Below are 17,067 nucleotides of genomic sequence, written 5' to 3' on the forward strand. Positions count from 1 at the left end.
TCCGCCCCCCTGTCGTTCGAGAAGGCTCTGAAATTCCGGAAAAGTCAATCTTACGACGCGCGCGGATGCGGCACGTAGTCGGACGGCACGTGGTGGCCGCGCCGCGCCAGCTTTTCCGTCATGATGGTCGTCTTCATCAGGAAGGCCGACACCATGAAGGCCGTGCAGCAGCCCGCCAGCAGGGGCAGGAGCGTGTTGAACTGGCCGGTGATTTCCAGCGCGAACAGAACCGAGGCGAAGAAGGCCCGCGACGCGCCGGCAAAGCACGCCGCCATGCCGACCAGGGCCGCCATGCGGACGTCGATGTCCATGCCGGGGGCGACGGCCTTGAAGCCTTCCGCGATCAGCACCCCCAAGGATCCGCCGATGGTGAAGATCGGCGCCAGCGTGCCCCCCGACGTGCCGCTGCCCAGCGCCAGCGACCACGATACGAACTTCAGCAGGCAGAAGACCAGCAGCGCCGTGCCGACGAAATTGCCGCTCAATATGCGTTCGATATTGTCGTAGCCGACACCCATGGTGTGCGGCGAAACCAGCCCGACCAGGCCGACGCACAGGCCGCCGATCGCCGGCCACCACATCCAGTGGATCGGCAGGTGCTCGAACAGGTCCTCGATGAAATAGGTCGACTTGGCGATCAGCACGGCGAAGACGCCCATGATGACGCCTTCCAGGCCGTAGGACGCGATGGCCGCCGGGCTGGCCGCCGCAAGCTGGGCGATGTGAAAGACCGGTTCGGTGCCGAAGAAGACGGGGCGCAGCATGATGGCGGTCAGGGCCGCCAGCGTCACCGGGATGAAGGAGCGGGGACGGAACTCGAACACCAGCAGTTCGATGGCCAGCAGCACGGCCGAAAACGGCGTGCCGAAGATGGCCGTCATGCCCGCCGCCGCGCCCGCCGCCAGCAGCACCTTGCGCTCGTCCGCCGTGACGTGGATCAACTGGCCGATCAGCGAGCCCAGCGCGCCGCCGGTGGCGATGATCGGGCCTTCGGCGCCGAACGGCCCGCCCGTACCGATGGCGATGGCCGCCGACAGGGGCTTGAGGAAGGTCATGCGCACGGGGATGCGGCTGTCATTGGTCAGGATCTGCTCCATGGCCTCCGGGATGCCGTGGCCACGGATCGCCTTGGAGCCGAAGCGCGCCATCAGGCCGACGATGACGGATCCCACGACCGGCACGGCCAGCATCAGCAGGCCCAGGCCGGTGCCGGCGGGCGACACCAGGTCGAACGATACGCGGCCGTAGAAGACCAGGTTGGTGATCAGCCCGATCAGGCCCATCAGGGCGCGGGCGATCGGCGTCATGGCGACTGCCAGGCCTATGCACAGGCCGGCGACCATCAGGCTTCTGCGGTCGAGCGCGCGCGGATGCTTTGCGACATCGGCCTTTTCCAGCACGGGGCCGAGGCCCAGCGACAGCGGCAGGCCCGGCGTCGTCGAGGCGTTTTTCAGTTCGTGGTTACTCATGATTTTGACTCTGGTCGTCTTCGAAGAACATGCGGGCCGGTTGATCCGTCAGGCCGGCGGCGGCGGTGAGGGCTTCCAGCGTCGCCGCCAGTTGCGCCAGCGTCCCGGATGGCAGGCCGTTGACGGCCTTCATCAGCTTTTCGTTGGCGGTCGCCGGGCTGGCCCTGAGCGTGGTGACGCCGTCCGCCGTCAGCCAGACGGCGGTCTTGCGGCCATCCTGGTCCGAGCGCAGGCGCTGGACCAGGCCGCGCGCCTCCAGCTTTGCGATGACTTCGGACACGGTGCTTTGATGGGTGAAGGTGGCGGCAGCCAGATCGTTGACCGAGGCGCCTTCGCGGTCGCCGATCGTGCGCAGGACCAGCGCCTGGGCGCCGGTCAGGCCCGAGGCCTTTTCGCTGTGCAGCGCCGATTGCCGCAGCGCCTGGACGATGCGCCGCAGCGACTCCATGACGACTTTAGGGTGTTCGTTCGAATGCATGGATACGCCAATTTATAAGGGAACCAATATAATCGGCGGGATAAACCTGTTGCCTGAAAATGTCCAGTGCGGTGCAGCATTTTTTATGCCGTTCATCGCGCCGCCGGGAATTCGCCGCACGCGCGCCGCAATTGGACAGCGAAATTTCCCAGATTTTGGGAAAGTCATGCAGAAGCTTTTGAAAACGCGCCGGTAAATCCGGCTCATAAAGATTCGATTATGAAGTGGCCCGGGCCGCATAAGCGCCGCCTTTTCGCCCGGCTGAGCCTCAAAGGTTGAGGGGCCGGAACCAGCCTCCGGTGCAACTGAAAGGCTTTGTTGTCATGAAATCCTTCATCCAGATCGCTTCCGCCGCCGCCATCGTCACGGCGATGATCGCCATCCCGGCCATGTCCGAGGCCCAGTCCCAGTCCACCAAGCACCACAAGAAGCACGATGCCGCGTCGTCGTCTTCGGCGTCGGATTCCGCTTCGGCCTCGGCCTCGACCTCGGCTGACACGGGCGCGGCCCCGACCGTTCCGGTCCCGGGCGCCACGGCGGGGGCGACCACGGATACGACCGCCGGCGCCAGCACGGGCACCGCCGGCACGACAGCCGGAACCAGTGCGACGACGGGGACCACGGCCGACACCGGCGCGGCCTCGGGCACGTCGTCTTCCTCGGCCAGCCAGTAAGATTTACGCATTTCGCGGACGGTTTCCCGTCCACCCTGGAAAAGGCCGCCCATGCCCCCGGGCGGCCTTTTCGATGCATCGGTAGCCCAAGGTTGCAAGTTCGTTAACCTGACCGTACAGTGGCGGGAGGAAGCGGGGGCTGACGCATGACCAGCGAAGTATGCTTGATGAACCAGCAGGCGATCGTGCTGGGGGCGGATTCCGCCGTGACGATGTCGGGTGGCATCCGGGACGGCAAGATCGTCGAGAGCCAGCACCAGACCGGCGTCGACAAGATCTTCATCATCAACAAGGACGGGCCGGCCGCCGCCATGGTGAGCGGGTCGGGCAGCTTCGGGCCTGTGCCGTGGAATACCGTCTTCGAGCAGTTCGAAGCCTATGCGGGCGCCGGACCGCGTGAGGTGCCGGACTATTCCGCCAAGATCGTCGAATTCCTTTCGGACCTTCAGGCGAAGTCGAAAATCGTTGTCGGACCCGACTGGGAGACCGCGTGCTTCCAGACCTTCGCCGACGCCTTCGCGCTGGAATATACCCGCTTTCTGGGCGGAGAGGGCTGGCAGCGCGACGGTCAGCTGAGCGCCGCCGTGGCCGACGCCGCGATCCGGCGTTTCAACTATTTGCTCGACACCTGGGACATGGGCACCGTGCCGCGCGGCCCGCGCCTCGAGCAGTTCCTGGACGACCACCTCGGTGGTGCCCTGGCGAAGGCGCTGGGCAGGCAGCTGGCCGGCACGGCCTTCCCCGAGGCCTCGATTCCGGGTCTGGCGACCCTGTTTTCCCGGATCGTCATCACCAACCGGATTCCACCCAGCCTGATGCGGCTGACGACACAGATCGTCGTCGCCGGATATGGCAAGGACGTCATAACCCCGTCGATGTTTTCCATCCGTGTGCTGTTCGCCTTCGGCGGCATTGTGAAATACCAGCCTTATGGCAAGGGCGAGGTGACGCACGACCACGGCAAGGCCGTGCACTTTTCATCCTTCGCGCAGGACCATGCGGTCCGGGCAATGATTTTCGGCGTTACGCCCCAGTTTGAGCGGGCCCTGCAAAACGAAGCCCGCGATGCCCTGTCCGGGATATTCCAGAGCTTGCGCAACGAGCTGTCGGGCATGGACAAGGACAAGCTGGCGCTCATCGAGGACTATATGGAATTCATCGCGGTGACCTTCGGCTCCGATGTGGCGGACCTGGCCAAGAAGGCCGTCGCGGGCGATGCCAACAGCGCCCTGCGCAAGATACTGGCCCAGATCGGCGTGGCCAACGCCCGCAACCTGACGGCCATCGGCGGGCAACTGATGAACCTGGTCATCGCCGAAAGCAAGCTGGCGCAGAACCTTGGCGTGGCCGGCCCGGTGCGCCTGCTGACCATGACCCGGGGACACTGGGAGTTTTCGGAAATCGGAGAGCCGTCGTGAAGAACCGTTTCGACAAAGATCGTGTCCTGCGCTCCATCGAGCAGGTGAGGCAGTTCAACGCGGACTCGCTGCGGCGCTTCGACCTTGATGCGCCGGGTGTCGCGGCGCGTGTCGCGCCGAAGGGCGGCCTGTTGACCCGGCTTTTCAGGAAGCGCGCCGATCCCTTTGCCTTCAGCAAGGTGCAGATCCGGACCTTCCTTGACGATGCCTATGCCGCCAGTCCGGACAGGGGCAAGGCGGCAGGGCATGAAGCGCGTCCCGCCGCCGACGCCTATGAGGAACTGGACCAGGTCGCCGCGCGGCCCGAAGACGCCCGACGGGCGCGGTAGCCGGCTTGGACCGGCGGGAGGCAATCCTTGTGGCCTTCGCGGGCGTGCTGGAATTCGCGATATTCGACGGCGCCAGAGCGGGGGAAGTGGACGCCCGCGTGCGTCCGGATACACGGCGGCTGACCGTTATTCCCGGATCAGCGACGGATTGAAGTCGGAAAGAAGAGTGGTGGGTGGGCACGGACGCACGTTCAGCCTTTAACCAATTGATATTATGGGTATAAAGAGTGTCTCCGATAGGCGGTACCCCAAACGAGACCCCCAAAATAAAATTTGCGCTTGGGTCGAGTCCTTGTCTGGTAAGGGTTTGCCGATTTTCTCTTGGTATCATCGTACGCATAAATTCACAACGGTACGCGGGTGTCCGCCTTAAAGTGCCGCTGCGCAGGCCCGATTCGGATAAGGGAAGGGGAGTTATTTTCAACGGGCTGGGTGAACTAGGCTCGAAGGTCGAGTTGTGCTGGCCATCCTCACAGGTGGCGCTTAGGTGGCTACATTTTTTGATGTATACCGTTGAATTTATATATATTTTTGAAAGTATTTTTTGAAAGTTGCTAATTTGGCCCCAGAAAAATATGCGGTTCGTTCAAGTCCTTAATACAGTCAAATGCTCGGAAGTCAGCGGACGATTGAGAGGCTGACCGTAGGCCAACTACTCCGCCGGGGCGCCGGCGATCGCGGCAATGACGCAGATTAAGCCGACGATACCGAACCAAAATCGTGTCAACAGGCTGCCGTGCCCGGTACGCAGCGACAGCCAAGCTGCCAACACGCATTGAATGGCATAATAGACTGCGAACGCGCGCGACGACAACGCGACGACCTGGAATGGATCCGTCACCCAGACGATGGTGATGGCGAGCCCACTCGACACAAGGAACGCCGTCCGAACACCGAATCGATTGCGAGAGACCTCGATCAGGAGGCCGCCAGACCCGATGGAGTCAGCGATCGCCGCGCTCAACTGGCTTGAAACGGCGCCGACGAGCACGAAAATCGTCAGGACTGGTGATACCAGGGTCATGACATCGAGAATGCCTGCCACTCCTTCGGAATACGACGCCCGTGCAAGAAAGGGTGTCAAAAGCAGGATGAAGGCAAGATAGATGGCTGAGGAAAGCCACTGAGCGTGCCGCATGCTTTTAACTCGGGTCAGCTGATCATATTGGCCACCCATATAGCGCGAGGTTTCGAAGCCCTGAACGGTGATAAGTAACCCGAGCAGCAAAGGGACGCCGCCGAGCGTCAGGCGCATCGGAGGAAGGTTCAACGGGACCGACCGGTTCAGCAGCCACCATATCAGCAATCCCGCCAAAAGACCGGCGATTACCCCCAGCTTCAAGGAGACGGTCGCGTGCGCGGCATGCTCGATTTTTGTAATGCTGCCAGAGAGCGTCAAGGCGGTCATAGCGGCAATCAAAACGGTAACAATAAGGTTGGACAGAAGACCGTGGGCACCGCCGACAGAGGGTGTCGCCCGAAGCACGAATTCGGACAGTAGCTTCAGATAGTACGCCACCGATACGGCATATGCCAATGCCAATACGCCTTGAGCCGTGCGCATTGTCCATGCAATCGGGTCGTGGACGGACAGATTGGGTGCCAGGTTTTCGACATGGATGATGTTGAATCGCATCACCGCGCCGACTGCATAGGCGAGCGTCAGCAACGCCGCCATAGCCAGGAGTGCTGCAGACCCGAACTCCTTGGCAAGAAGTGGGCCGCAAATCAGGAAGCCACTACCGATAATGGACGCGAGCGGAGTGACGGTCGCACGCCACCGCGCCGTACGCGTAAAACGGCCTAGTGCTAGAAGCAGAGTGACAATCGCTGTTGCGACGAAGGCAGCAATAACAGGGAACATGTAGCGAAAGTCCTTTCGCCTCCTCAGATTCGGCGGACCAGTGTCGCTTTATGCTGGACGCAAACGGCAGGATGGGCGAATCTCAAAATCGGAGGTTGCCGTATGTCGTTATCACTGTCTACCCTGAGCCCCTTCGATGCGGCCTCTGTCCTAATCGTGCTGGCGGCCATCCTAGGCTATGTCAACCACAAAACGGTAAAATTGCCGGCTTCTGTCGGGCTTACGTTTATGGGTGCTGTTGCGTCGCTACTGGTTGTCGCGACCGACACGCTGCTGCCGGAAAGCCATCTCTCGCCTCTCGTACTCCAATTCCTCGACAACATTGATTTTCACACCGCTCTCATGAATGGCATGATTTCATTCCTGTTGTTCGCTGGCGCATTGCATGTCAATTGGGCGTTCATGAAGAAGGGATTCTGGCCGATCTTGCTCTTGAGCACGGCAGGCGTGCTTCTATCCACGATTATAGTCGGTACGGGCTTCTTTCTCCTCACGCGCCTCGTCGGATTGCCGGTCGACATATTGTGGTGTCTGGTTTTCGGAGCATTGATCAGTCCAACCGATCCGGTGGCGGTAATGGCGGTGATGAAACATGCCTGCGTGCCTCCGACCCTCCAAGCGACCGTAGCTGGTGAAAGCCTGTTCAATGACGGGGTGGGCGTTGTGGTATTCGGCATCTTATTGGCGGCGGCAACAGGCGCCGGCGAATTTTCCGTGTCACACGCAGCAATGGAGTTTCTGCAGGAAACCGGCGGTGGGATTGTCCTGGGTCTGGCCGCCGGTGGGCTGGCCTATGTCGCGATGCGGCATATCGACGACTATAATGTTGAGGTCATGATAAGTCTTGCGGTTGTGATGGGCGGTTATAGTCTCGCAAGTGTGCTCCACGTCAGCGGGCCAGTGGCCATGGCGGTGGCTGGCCTCATCATCGGGAATGCCGCGGTTGCAGATGCAATGAGCGATACGACGCGTGACTATCTTCTGAAATTCTGGGCGCTTGTAGACGAAATCCTAAATGCGGTCCTGTTTCTCCTGATCGGGCTTGAAGTTATCGCGATATCCAAGGACTGGCGTCTGTTGTTAATAGGACTCGGCGCGATTCCCTTGGTTCTTTGCGCCCGTGCATTGTCGGTCGCGGGGCCTCTGCTGGTTCTGCGGCCATTCCAGACGCTAGGTCGGATAGCCATGCCGACCTTGGTATGGGGCGGACTGCGCGGAGGCATTTCCGTAGCCCTCGCCTTGTCCCTGCCTGGGAGCCGAACAATGATAATGGCGGCAACCTACATCGTCGTCCTGTTCGCAGTGCTGGTTCAAGGCGGCACAATCGGGAGGCTTATCGTTCGCTGGACGAGGGACGCCGCGAAGATGGAAGTTCCCGCAAAATGAACTGGGAAAGTCTGCTGACCTTGGCGACCGTTGGCGGGGTCTTCGTTTTATTCATAAGGCAAACGGTGGCGATCGAGTTTGTCGCCCTTGGGGCGGTGGCAATCTTGGTTATAACGGGCGTTCTGCCGGCCAAAGACTTGCTCGGTGTGCTGTCGAACCCCGCGGCCTTGACGGTCGGCTGCATGTTTGTCCTCAGTGCTGCACTGGACAAGACGGGCGTCATCGATCAACTCGGCAAAGGAGCAGAGGCCTTATCGGATCGCGCACCGCGCGCCGCACTTATGATCCTATTTGCGGCCGTCTTTGTCGGGTCGTTCTTCGTGAACAACACATCCGTGGTCCTAATTATGATCCCGGTCGTCGTGAGCTTGGCTCGCAGGCAGAGCCTGAATGCGTCGAAACTTCTGATTCCGCTTTCCTATATCTCCATTTTGGGCGGTACGTGCACGCTTATCGGTACATCGACCAACCTTCTTGTCGATGGCGTGGGTCAAGATCTGGGACAAAGACCATTCGGCATGTTCGAATTGACCATACCTGCTGCGCTGATGGCGACAGCGGGTATCGTCTACATGGCCACATTCGGAAGGGCCTGGCTACCGGAGCGGCAAATGCTTTCGGATATGGCAGATTTAAAGGTACGGCGGCGCTACCTTTCCCAGGTTACGATCGCTGAGTTCTCGCCATTGATCGGCAAGACGCTTGCGGAAACCGGCCTGACACGGGAGCGTGATTTCGAAGTCGTTCAGCACGTCAGACCGGCTTCGACGTCAGGGTCTCTGGCGGTGCCTTTGGCCGAATTGCTGGACCGCGTCGACGTGCGCAAGCTGTTTCGCGCCCAAAAGAGTGACAACCCCGAGCCTGTTGATATGGATACCCGCCTGGAAGCGGGTGACCGGCTTATTATAACGTCCGATCAACGCAACATTCTAACCGCCGATCGGCAACTCGGCGTGACACAGAAAGATATCGCGCGAGAAGATACTCGGACATTGGAAGGGGTGATTGCCCCCGGATCCAACTGGGTGGGAAGGTTAATTGACGAGATCAATTATGATGAAGCCTATCGTGTTCAGATTGTCGCCGTCCACCGGCAGTCGGGCAAGATTCGGTACGACTTTGGCCGCGTGCGTCTGTCGGTAGGCGATACCGTGCTTCTCAAAGGCGAAGGGGCGGAGATGCACCGTCTTGTGGCTGAAGATCAGCTTATCAATTTGACGAGGCCAGAATACGAACCCTTCCTGACCGCGCGCGCGCCAATGGCTATTGCGGCCTTCATTGTCGCTATCATGGTCGCGAGCTTGGGTTTGATGCCGATCGCAGCAACTGCTTTCCTCGCAGTTGTTGCTGTCTTGCTCACCGGATGCATAAATTTGCCGGACGCTGCGAAATCGCTGCAAGGCAATGTGCTGCTGCTTATCTACGCGATGCTCGCCGTTTCCGTTGCGATGGAAAGAAGCGGTGCCCTGAAATTTATCGTGTCGAGCGTGATGCAGGCGGTGCACACGCTGCCTCCCGCCGTCGTCATTTCCATCCTATATCTATTGACCTCGGCAATCACGGAAGTTTTCAGCAATACAGCTGCCGCTGTTATGTTGACGCCAATCGCGATCGGAATGGCCGCTTCGTTTGGAGTCGATGCGAGACCGTTCGTTGCGGCAATCATGCTTGGCGCCAGCGCAAGCTTCGCAACGCCACTGGGTTACCAGACCAATCTCCTCGTATTTAATGCAGGCGGTTATAAATTCGGAGACTTCCTTCGAGTTGGTCTGCCACTCAACGTTTTGCTTTGGGGTGTCGCTTCCCTTCTCATTCCTTGGTATTGGAAGTTGTGACTTAAACGGAGCATGCCGTGCGCATCCGCAGAACGCCCATTTGGTGCTCGATAGGGGATGGCGAGATGTGACAAGACGTACGTCGAGTAGTCCGACTTAGAGCAATATACAATTTGGTTCAACCAAATCGCATGTGCTTTAAGTCTTTGCTTGATCGCACAATTTATCCAAAAAGTGGCTTCCACTTTATCGGATTGCGCCTAGATAGCTTGAACGAATTCGATGATCAGTTGCCGCCGTCGACGGCGTTCAGACCTTAGGCTTTACAGTTTTTGAGCATTGCCAGCCTTAAGCAGAGGGTGCGTTCGCCCTGGCCAATAGAATCATGGTTTCAGGGTCGCCTTCACCAAAGAAGTGTTTTGCCAGTACCTGCGCATATACCGAATCTGCTTTGCCGCTTAAGCCCGCGAAAAGGGTCATTGACGCCCTTATTTTGCGCAGGGCGTCGGCGTTGAAAACCTCCTTTATCTCACGGTGGTCAAGCGTGACTACGGCTTCCGCCACATCTTTTAGGCGTGGGCCCAGCAGAGCATGCGCCTCGAATGCACGCGCGGCTTCCGGCGAGGTGAGGCGGAAAAAATGCGAAACACCGGGCAGAGCTGGGCGCAGCCGGGGGAAAATCGACCATAGCCGGAAAGAAACAGGTGTGCGCTGGCTAATCGCTGCCAAGACAGGACCGTAAGCCCGCGTCTGGGCGTCGAGAAAACGTTGCAGATAAAACGGGTCATCTGGGTCGGTCTGGAAAGACATCTTACGGCTATCCGGCTAACGTTATTTGCGACACCGATCTGCCGCCTGGAGGAAGGGATTTCATGACCATTCAAAATTTCAAGGAACACGCCGCCAACGAGCGAACTTTTCTCGCCTGGATCAGAACATCCATCGCCATGACCGGATATGGACTTCTAATCGAACGCCTAGACGTGTTTATAGGAAGGTCAAGTTCCGGCATTACGGCCCCGCGGGACACCTCCTTTGGTCACGTCATTGGACTGGGGTCTATCGCTTGCAGTATATTTCTTGTGATCCTGGCTGCCGCCCGCTTCGTCGTCACGCGCAAAAGGCTGAATTCGAGCCAAGACCTGCCCAGTTTACGGGGGCCGCTCGACCTAATCTTGGCGGCGTTGCTCGTGTCACTCGGTCTTGGCCTTTTTCTGTATCTTCTAAACGGCCGAACCTGACCTATCCACGCCTTTCAAACCATACTGCCGTAGTACATGATTGACGGGCTGTTGGCAGCTGCGGCCATCAAAATCCTGTTCAGGCCGGCGGCGGCTGTATGCTCGTCAACGCGTCCATCACAGAACAACGCCGTCACATCGCGTATATAGCTCCGTAAAGCCGCGCGGTCACGTCGGCTGAGGCGCAGGGATGTTGTTTTTTCGATCCGCGCGCGGACGGTGCGACGAACGGCGTCCAAGCTGTCGGTAGAGGCACGAATGCGGTCCATTTGTTCCGCAATGAAGGATAGGCGCGCAGTCGCATTAATAATATTAGTCAAATCGCACTCCCTTAGTTTGTGATTTATTGAACCTAACATGGCAGTGGGCGCCGATAGCTGCAAATAAACTTGGATCACGTTCTTACGTTTGCAGGCGGCAAAAGTTGAAAACATGTGACCCGAGCCGAAATGCAGCAAGGGAGTCTACGGCACAGCGAAACTGACCGCAGTGACGGTGGCCTGATTGTCACGATCAGCGGATCCAACCCCTGGCGACGGCAAGCCGAGCGCTAGCGAGACGTTCGTTACGCCCGCCGCCCTGAGGGCATCGGCGACCGCGCGTGCGCGTGCGCGCGAAAGAACGGGGCGCTTTGCTGGCCCAAAGCCGGTCACCTGGGCGTCGGTCATGTGCCAGGCCTGGAGCGCCCACGCTATTACAGTGACGGTTTCCACGCCCGCCGCATCCAGCGCGCTACTGTTCGTTGCAAAATTAATGGGGGGCAGTCCCTGGCGAGGCGGCACAAGGTCGAATTTCGCGGTCGGCAGCAGAAAATGAGCGGATTGGGATAGTTTGTAATACCCGGCGAGCCCTTGATCTGATTTCATGGTTACGAGCACTCGCACCCGATCGCCGTCCTGCTGCGTGGAGTCCACCGTCGCAACGCGTGACAGCAGTTCTTTGAGAGTAGGATCCAGACCGGGCGTCGTCACATTTTCCGCCGCCGATAGATTGGCGTCGTTGCGACGCAAGACCGTCAGCATTTCCTGTTCATTTGCCGCAAGAACTTGCTCGAGATTGACCTCCTGAGCGTCAGGATAGTGACTTCGGAGGTATTTCGTGGCTTCCGGCACATATTGATGGGTGACGACGACAGCTTCGATCGATCGCACCATATCGCCCGCCACACTGACCTTCAGGTCACTGATTCTGGCGTTGTGGTTGCGGAACAGGGTGTCCAGGTCCGACCTAACCTGCGCGGCGGTACGCGTTTCAGTGACAATACTCGTGAGGGATAGGGCAAGCGGCGCGCACAGGGCGATTATGATGCCGTAAAGCGCTACTGTTTCCCAGGCGCCGTGTTTGAGGTGACTAGGACGCAGGCCGAAACGTCTTGCGACGGAAAAGACGGCGGCAAGAATGGCGACCACGTTCGTTGCGAACAGAAGGCTTGCGCCACCGGCTATGGCAAGCGACCCGGTTGCCAGGCCGTATCCAAGGACCGCGAGAGGCGGCATAAGGGCGGTGGCAATCGCGACGCCGGCGATTGTTCCCCCTTTGCGCGTCACGGTCACGAAGCCGCCTACGACGCCGGACAAGGCTGCAACAACGAGGTCGAGCAGGGTCGGCCGCGTGCGGCTCAGAATCTCCGGTGTGACATCTTTCAGGGGCGATATCCAAACGATCAACATCGCCGCCAGTATCGAGCCTATCGCACCGACCGCCAGCGTAATAGCCGCAGAGTTGAAGCGCTTATAGTCTAACCGGGCCAGACTCACTCCCATCGCCACAATCGGCCCCATGAGAGGTGAGATCAACATGGCCCCGATGACGACGGCCGCGGACGACTGCAGCAGGCCAAGGGTCGCGATGCCGCACGCACAGACAATAAACATCAAATAGGCAGCACCGAGCCGAGAGCTCTTCTGCACATCGCTTTCGATTTCAAGGCGAGCCTCAGCGGTTAGTCGTGTCGAGGCGTCGGTAGCAATCATTTGCCAGAACGCGACCACATGTCTTGTGAGTATCGCGCCTTGCATACGTGGAGAGGCGGCAGCCAAGGCCGCGACACAAAAATTCCTGGGCTCCGGCACCGCCTACACGCCGCAATAACGCCAACAATCCTCTTTCCGACGCAGGCCCGGTCATGTCCGATCTCAATGTCATTGATCAATTTTTGGCGACCTTTATCGCCTATATCGACAGCGGCTTCGGCCTGCTGAAGGGCGATGTCGGTCACTTGACCAGCATCCTGATCGCGATCGACGTGACGATTGCCGGTGTGTTCTGGGCCCTCGACGGCGAGGGCAATGTCCTGGGCAAGTTGGTCAAGAAGGTGCTCTATGTCGGCGCCTTCGCCTTCATCCTGAACAACTTCAAGACCCTCGCCAATCTGATCTTCCAGTCGTTCTCGCAACTGGGGTTGGATGCCAGCGCCAACACCGTGTCGGCAGCGGATCTGTTGAAGCCCGGCAAGCTGGCCGGCATCGGTTTCGAGGCAGCGCACCCGTTGCTCGAACAGGTCGCGAACCTCGTCGGGCTCGACACATTCTTCTCCAACTTCCTGACCATCTTCGTCCTGTTGGTCGCCTGGCTGATCGTGCTGCTGGCCTTCTTCGTCCTGGCTATCCAGCTTTTCATCACCGTGCTGGAATTCAAGCTGACGACCCTGGCTGGTTTCGTGGTCGTCCCTTTCGCCTTCTGGAACAAGACGGCCTTCCTGGCGGAGCGCGTGCTTGGCAATGTCATCACCTCCGGTATCAAGGTCATGGTGCTCGCCGTCATCGTCGGCATCGGTTCCAGCTATTTCGGTCAGTTCGTCGGTGCCCTGAAGGGCCAGGAGGCCGACATCAACCAAGCCATGTCGCTGGTCCTGGCATCTTTGACCATCCTGGGCCTCGGCATCTTCGGTCCGGGGATTGCCTCCGGTCTCGTGTCGGGTGCACCGCAACTGGGTGCTGGCGCCGCTCTCGGCACTGTCGGAGCGGCCGCTGGGGCCGGCATGCTGGCTGGCGGTGCCGTCATGGGCGCGGCCCGTGCCATCGCCGGCGCTGGCGGATCGGCACTCGGTGCTCTCAAGGCGGCCTCTTCCATGGGCCGTCCTGGCGGAAGTCCTTCCGGCTCAGGTGGCGGCAACGCACCATCGGGTGGTCCAGCCCCGAAATCCGCAGGCGGTTCGGCTGGTGGAACTGCCACATCCGGCCAAACATCTGCTGCTTCCAAATCCAGGACTTCGCCCGAGCAAAGCGCGCCCGATTGGGCGAGAAAAATGCAGGACGAGCAGCGCCTCCGCAGCCACCTGCACATGGCCCAGGCCGCCATCGCCGCCGGTGACCAGCCTGTCGCCTCAGCCAATCCCGATCTCTCACACAAGGAGTAACCCATGCTGTTTAAACGCAGTGCTCAGCGCTATGGCCAAACGCCTGAGCCCGTCACACCTTACCAGAAGGCAGCTCAAGTCTGGGATGACCGCATCGGCGCCGTCGTCGTTCAGGCGAAGAACTGGCGGCTGTTGGCTTTCGGCGCCGTCGCGGTATCCCTGACGCTTTCCGCCGGCATGGTCTGGCTGGCCGGGCAAAATCGCGTCAGGCCCTATGTCGTTGAGGTCGGCGAAGAAGGGCAGGTGCGCGCCCTTGGGCCGGCAACCACGCCCTACAATCCGAACGATGCTCAGATTTCGTGGTTCCTGGCGCGGTTCATCACCAATATCCGCTCGCTGTCGATCGATCCGGTGCTTGTCCGCCAGAATTGGCTGGATGCCTATGCCTTCGCGACCGACGATGCAGCCCTGTTTCTGAATGCTCAGGCCCAGGCGCACGACCCATTTGCCGGTATCGGCGAGCGCAGCGTCACGGTGCAGATCACCAGTGTCGTTCGTGCCTCCAAGACGTCCTTCCAGGTCAAGTGGGTCGAACAGGCCTACCAGCGCGGGACGCTGACCGGGACTGAGCATTGGACCGCGATCCTCAGCGTTCTGGAAAAGACACCGCAACGCGAAGACGTCCTGCGGAAGAATCCGCTCGGCCTTTATGTCAACCAACTCGCCTGGTCGCGGGACTATGCCGGCCCGGGCGAAACCCCACAGGCGTCGCCACCGGCACCCGTCTAACCCACCCCTTCCACCACTTCCGAATGAGGAGAAACGCCATGCGTATCGCCATGATTTTCCTGACATCCACTTCCTGCCTGGCCCTTGGGGTCTGCACCGGGGCTCAGGCCAAGCCTGTTCCTTACTTGCGGCTTGCCCATACTGCACAGCATCCAGATGTCGCGGCCACTATGGCCGTGACGGCGGCTAACCAGGCGGCAGTTCAGGAGCCGAGGGCCGATGGGTTCGTCAACGCCAACCAGATCTATCCCTTCATGGATGGCGCCATCTATCGGCTCTTTGCCGCACCGGAAAAGGTCAGCGATATTGCCCTTCAGGCGGGCGAACAACTGGTGGCCATTTCCTCCGGCGACACGGCGCGTTGGGTTATCGGCAACACCTATAGCGGTGCGGCTGTGACCAAGCAGGTTCATGTTTTGGTCAAGCCCTATACGGCAGGCCTGAAGACCAATCTGGTGATCACCACGGATCGGCGGACCTATCACCTTCAACTGGAGAGCGCCCCGGCGACCGCCATGGCGGCGATCTCGTGGAGCTATCCGCAGGATGCGCTCATTGCTTTGCAAGCGGCGCAGGTCAAGGCCGCGGCCGCCGCCCCTGTGGCCGTCGGCATCGCCGTGGATGACCTCCATTTCGGCTACGCCATCACCGGGGATAAACCGGCCTGGCGTCCCGTCCATGTCTTCGATGACGGCCAAAAGACCTACATCGAATTCCCGGCAACCCTGGCTCAAGGCGAGGCCCCGCCGTTGTTTGTGATCGGGGAGGGCGGACAGGCTGAGTTGCTGAATTACCGGGTTCAGCACAATTACTATGTCGCGGACCGCCTTTTCGGTGTCGCCGAACTCCGCCTTGGCGGCAAGCATCAGTCCGTTGTCCGCATCACCCGGACGGATGCGTCATCAAACGGGGGCGGTCATGACTGAACCGGCATCACCCCCGAAAGTCGATCCCGAGACGCTCGTCCTGCGCGGTCGGCCGCGGCGTGTCGTGCGCTTCAAGCGCAATGTCTTGATCGGCGCCGCGGCGATTGGCTGTTTCGCCATCGTCGGCGTTACCTGGCTGGGCCTGCAGCGCCCTGGCGTGAAACCGCCCGCCCAACAAGGCGCGCAATATGATCCGGACAAGGCGGCCGCGGAACAGAAGCCGACGCCTGACCGGTTGCAGGCCTTGCCCAAATCCTACGCCGATGTGCCCGCCGGTGTCCCGCAACTCGGGCCGCCTTTGCCGGGCGATCTCGGGCGGCCGATCCTGGAGCATCAGCAGGCGCAGGCGGTTGCCATACAGACAGCATCCTCCGATTCGAATAAGGCCATTGAGACGACACGGGATGCAGGCCTGTTCTTCCAGGTTGCCGATCACGCGACAGCCTTGCCGACGGCCTCGGTTGGACTGCCGCAAGCTGCCAATCTTGAGGTGCCGGCAGGCTTGATGTCGAAAGCCGGCTTCCTTACCGCCATATCGATATTTAAGACGCCACAGCTTGGCACCTGTCGGCTTGACGATCATGAAGAGACCGCCGTCGTCATAAAGCTTGTATTGTGTGCTTCGGGGTTTCGCGGCCCGAATTTGCGTGTCCGAAAGTGCCATTGGGGGTCTCGAAAATCGCGTTGCGGAAAAGACCCCCAGCGAGCCCCCCAAATCACCCGGATGCGGGCGGAAACGGGCAGACACTCGTGGACGTCACCAGTGCTAATATATCAGATTTTATTGGATTTTTCAATCAACGCCGGACCCCGGCGGAAGGCGAAATGGTGGGTGGGCACGGACTCGAACCGTGGACCCGCTGATTAAGAGTCAGCTGCTCTACCAACTGAGCTACACACCCATACCACTTCATGCGTTTCGGAGACCGAAACGGCCAGGGGTTGGTCCCCGGCAAGGCGGCGGAACATAGCCATTTTTGACTGGGTTTCAAGCGCAAAATCAGTCTATGGCTGATTTTCTTAAGTCAACCTGTGGATGGAGGCCGAACGGCATGGCGATGCGGGATGTTACGGGCGTTGTCGATTTCGCTTTTCTCGAAAGCTACACGATGAATGACGCCGGCGTCATCGAGGAGGTCCTGCGCCTGTTCCAGCAGCAGTGCGAGCTGTGGTCGCCGCTGCTGACCGTGTCCCACGAAGGCTGGCGCGACGCGGCCCATACGCTTAAGGGCGCGGCCGCGGGCATCGGCGCCACGATTCTGGCGGAAAAGGCCGGGGAGGCCGAAAAGGGCGACGAAGCGGGCGCGCCGGGCCGCCTGGAAAAGGTCCGGACCGCCATGGACGCCGCCCTGCACGACGTGGCGGCCTACCTGCACGGGCTGCAATTGAAGAGCCTGAAAGGGTAGGACGCCAATACGCG

At 60.0% G+C, this 17,067-nt stretch carries 18 protein-coding genes and 1 tRNA gene; 11 read left to right on the forward strand and 8 right to left on the reverse strand.

Annotation, left to right across the window (positions count from 1 at the left end; all coding sequences use genetic code 11):
* Window positions 1–50: 50 nt before the first annotated feature.
* Both AB8717_RS06590 and AB8717_RS06595 read right to left on the reverse strand, forming a co-directional pair.
* Window positions 51–1,469 carry a chloride channel protein gene (locus tag AB8717_RS06590; RefSeq protein WP_443750241.1) on the reverse strand — a complete coding sequence of 473 codons (1,419 nt, stop codon included), beginning with the start codon at window positions 1,467–1,469 and terminating at the stop codon, window positions 51–53.
* Window positions 1,462–1,947, reverse strand: coding sequence for a MarR family winged helix-turn-helix transcriptional regulator (locus AB8717_RS06595; RefSeq protein WP_443750242.1), 486 nt, complete (start codon window positions 1,945–1,947; stop codon window positions 1,462–1,464). The genes AB8717_RS06590 and AB8717_RS06595 overlap by 8 nt, the downstream gene beginning before the upstream one ends.
* Here AB8717_RS06595 and AB8717_RS06600 point away from each other — a divergent pair.
* The 4 genes from AB8717_RS06600 (at window position 1,946) to AB8717_RS06615 (ending at window position 4,368) form a co-directional block, all read left to right on the forward strand.
* On the forward strand, window positions 1,946–2,143 hold the full coding sequence (locus AB8717_RS06600; RefSeq protein ID WP_443750243.1) for a hypothetical protein: 198 nt from the start codon (window positions 1,946–1,948) through the stop codon (window positions 2,141–2,143). The genes AB8717_RS06595 and AB8717_RS06600 overlap by 2 nt on opposite strands.
* A gap of 127 nt (window positions 2,144–2,270) precedes the next feature.
* Window positions 2,271–2,621 (forward strand): hypothetical protein, encoded by a 351-nt coding sequence (locus AB8717_RS06605; protein ID WP_443750244.1) that lies wholly within the window; start codon window positions 2,271–2,273, stop codon window positions 2,619–2,621.
* Between the two features lie 146 nt (window positions 2,622–2,767).
* Window positions 2,768–4,039: a hypothetical protein gene (locus tag AB8717_RS06610; protein ID WP_443750245.1), complete on the forward strand. Its 1,272-nt coding sequence runs from the start codon at window positions 2,768–2,770 to the stop codon at window positions 4,037–4,039.
* Window positions 4,036–4,368: a hypothetical protein gene (locus AB8717_RS06615; RefSeq protein ID WP_443750246.1), complete on the forward strand. Its 333-nt coding sequence runs from the start codon at window positions 4,036–4,038 to the stop codon at window positions 4,366–4,368. Before AB8717_RS06610 ends, AB8717_RS06615 begins: the two co-directional genes overlap by 4 nt.
* 652 nt (window positions 4,369–5,020) lie before the next feature.
* Here the strand turns inward: AB8717_RS06615 and AB8717_RS06620 are convergent.
* Window positions 5,021–6,232 (reverse strand): hypothetical protein, encoded by a 1,212-nt coding sequence (locus tag AB8717_RS06620; RefSeq protein ID WP_443750247.1) that lies wholly within the window; start codon window positions 6,230–6,232, stop codon window positions 5,021–5,023.
* 102 nt (window positions 6,233–6,334) lie between these two features.
* Here AB8717_RS06620 and AB8717_RS06625 point away from each other — a divergent pair, with 102 nt between their 5' ends.
* Both AB8717_RS06625 and AB8717_RS06630 read left to right on the forward strand, forming a co-directional pair.
* The gene (locus AB8717_RS06625; protein WP_443750248.1) at window positions 6,335–7,618 is read left to right on the forward strand and encodes a cation:proton antiporter; all 1,284 of its coding nucleotides are present in this window, start codon (window positions 6,335–6,337) and stop codon (window positions 7,616–7,618) included.
* Complete coding sequence (locus tag AB8717_RS06630) at window positions 7,615–9,453, forward strand: SLC13 family permease (protein ID WP_443750249.1); 1,839 nt, start codon at window positions 7,615–7,617, stop codon at window positions 9,451–9,453. The genes AB8717_RS06625 and AB8717_RS06630 overlap by 4 nt, the downstream gene beginning before the upstream one ends.
* A gap of 288 nt (window positions 9,454–9,741) precedes the next feature.
* Here the strand turns inward: AB8717_RS06630 and AB8717_RS06635 are convergent, their stop codons facing one another.
* Complete coding sequence (locus tag AB8717_RS06635; protein WP_443750250.1) at window positions 9,742–10,203, reverse strand: DUF1810 family protein; 462 nt, start codon at window positions 10,201–10,203, stop codon at window positions 9,742–9,744.
* A 62-nt stretch (window positions 10,204–10,265) separates the two neighbouring features.
* Here AB8717_RS06635 and AB8717_RS06640 point away from each other — a divergent pair, with 62 nt between their 5' ends.
* Window positions 10,266–10,634 carry a YidH family protein gene (locus AB8717_RS06640; RefSeq protein ID WP_443750251.1) on the forward strand — a complete coding sequence of 123 codons (369 nt, stop codon included), beginning with the start codon at window positions 10,266–10,268 and terminating at the stop codon, window positions 10,632–10,634.
* A gap of 14 nt (window positions 10,635–10,648) precedes the next feature.
* Here AB8717_RS06640 and AB8717_RS06645 read toward each other — a convergent pair whose 3' ends face one another.
* Both AB8717_RS06645 and AB8717_RS06650 read right to left on the reverse strand, forming a co-directional pair.
* A complete protein-coding gene (locus AB8717_RS06645; protein WP_443750252.1) occupies window positions 10,649–11,092 on the reverse strand; it encodes a hypothetical protein in 444 nt (147 codons plus the stop codon).
* A 6-nt stretch (window positions 11,093–11,098) separates the two neighbouring features.
* Window positions 11,099–12,607 (reverse strand): DUF389 domain-containing protein, encoded by a 1,509-nt coding sequence (locus tag AB8717_RS06650; RefSeq protein WP_443750253.1) that lies wholly within the window; start codon window positions 12,605–12,607, stop codon window positions 11,099–11,101.
* Between the two features lie 152 nt (window positions 12,608–12,759).
* Here AB8717_RS06650 and trbL point away from each other — a divergent pair, with 152 nt between their 5' ends.
* From trbL to trbG, 3 genes are read left to right on the forward strand one after another with little or no spacing between them, the layout of a single operon-like run.
* Window positions 12,760–13,992, forward strand: coding sequence for a P-type conjugative transfer protein TrbL (gene trbL, locus AB8717_RS06655; RefSeq protein WP_443750254.1), 1,233 nt, complete (start codon window positions 12,760–12,762; stop codon window positions 13,990–13,992).
* A gap of 3 nt (window positions 13,993–13,995) precedes the next feature.
* A complete protein-coding gene (gene trbF, locus AB8717_RS06660) occupies window positions 13,996–14,721 on the forward strand; it encodes a conjugal transfer protein TrbF (RefSeq protein ID WP_443750255.1) in 726 nt (241 codons plus the stop codon).
* 38 nt (window positions 14,722–14,759) lie between these two features.
* On the forward strand, window positions 14,760–15,647 hold the full coding sequence (gene trbG / locus AB8717_RS06665) for a P-type conjugative transfer protein TrbG (RefSeq protein ID WP_443750256.1): 888 nt from the start codon (window positions 14,760–14,762) through the stop codon (window positions 15,645–15,647).
* 7 nt (window positions 15,648–15,654) lie between these two features.
* Here trbG and AB8717_RS06670 read toward each other — a convergent pair whose 3' ends face one another.
* Window positions 15,655–16,311, reverse strand: coding sequence for an Arm DNA-binding domain-containing protein (locus AB8717_RS06670; RefSeq protein WP_443750257.1), 657 nt, complete (start codon window positions 16,309–16,311; stop codon window positions 15,655–15,657).
* A 162-nt stretch (window positions 16,312–16,473) separates the two neighbouring features.
* Window positions 16,474–16,549, reverse strand: a tRNA-Lys gene (locus AB8717_RS06675).
* A 150-nt stretch (window positions 16,550–16,699) separates the two neighbouring features.
* Between AB8717_RS06675 and AB8717_RS06680 the strand changes: the two genes are divergently transcribed.
* Window positions 16,700–17,053 (forward strand): Hpt domain-containing protein, encoded by a 354-nt coding sequence (locus AB8717_RS06680; protein WP_443750258.1) that lies wholly within the window; start codon window positions 16,700–16,702, stop codon window positions 17,051–17,053.
* The last annotated feature ends 14 nt before the right edge of the window (window positions 17,054–17,067 follow it).

This window comes from Asticcacaulis solisilvae (genome assembly GCF_052327315.1).
Lineage (GTDB): Bacteria > Pseudomonadota > Alphaproteobacteria > Caulobacterales > Caulobacteraceae > Asticcacaulis > Asticcacaulis solisilvae_B.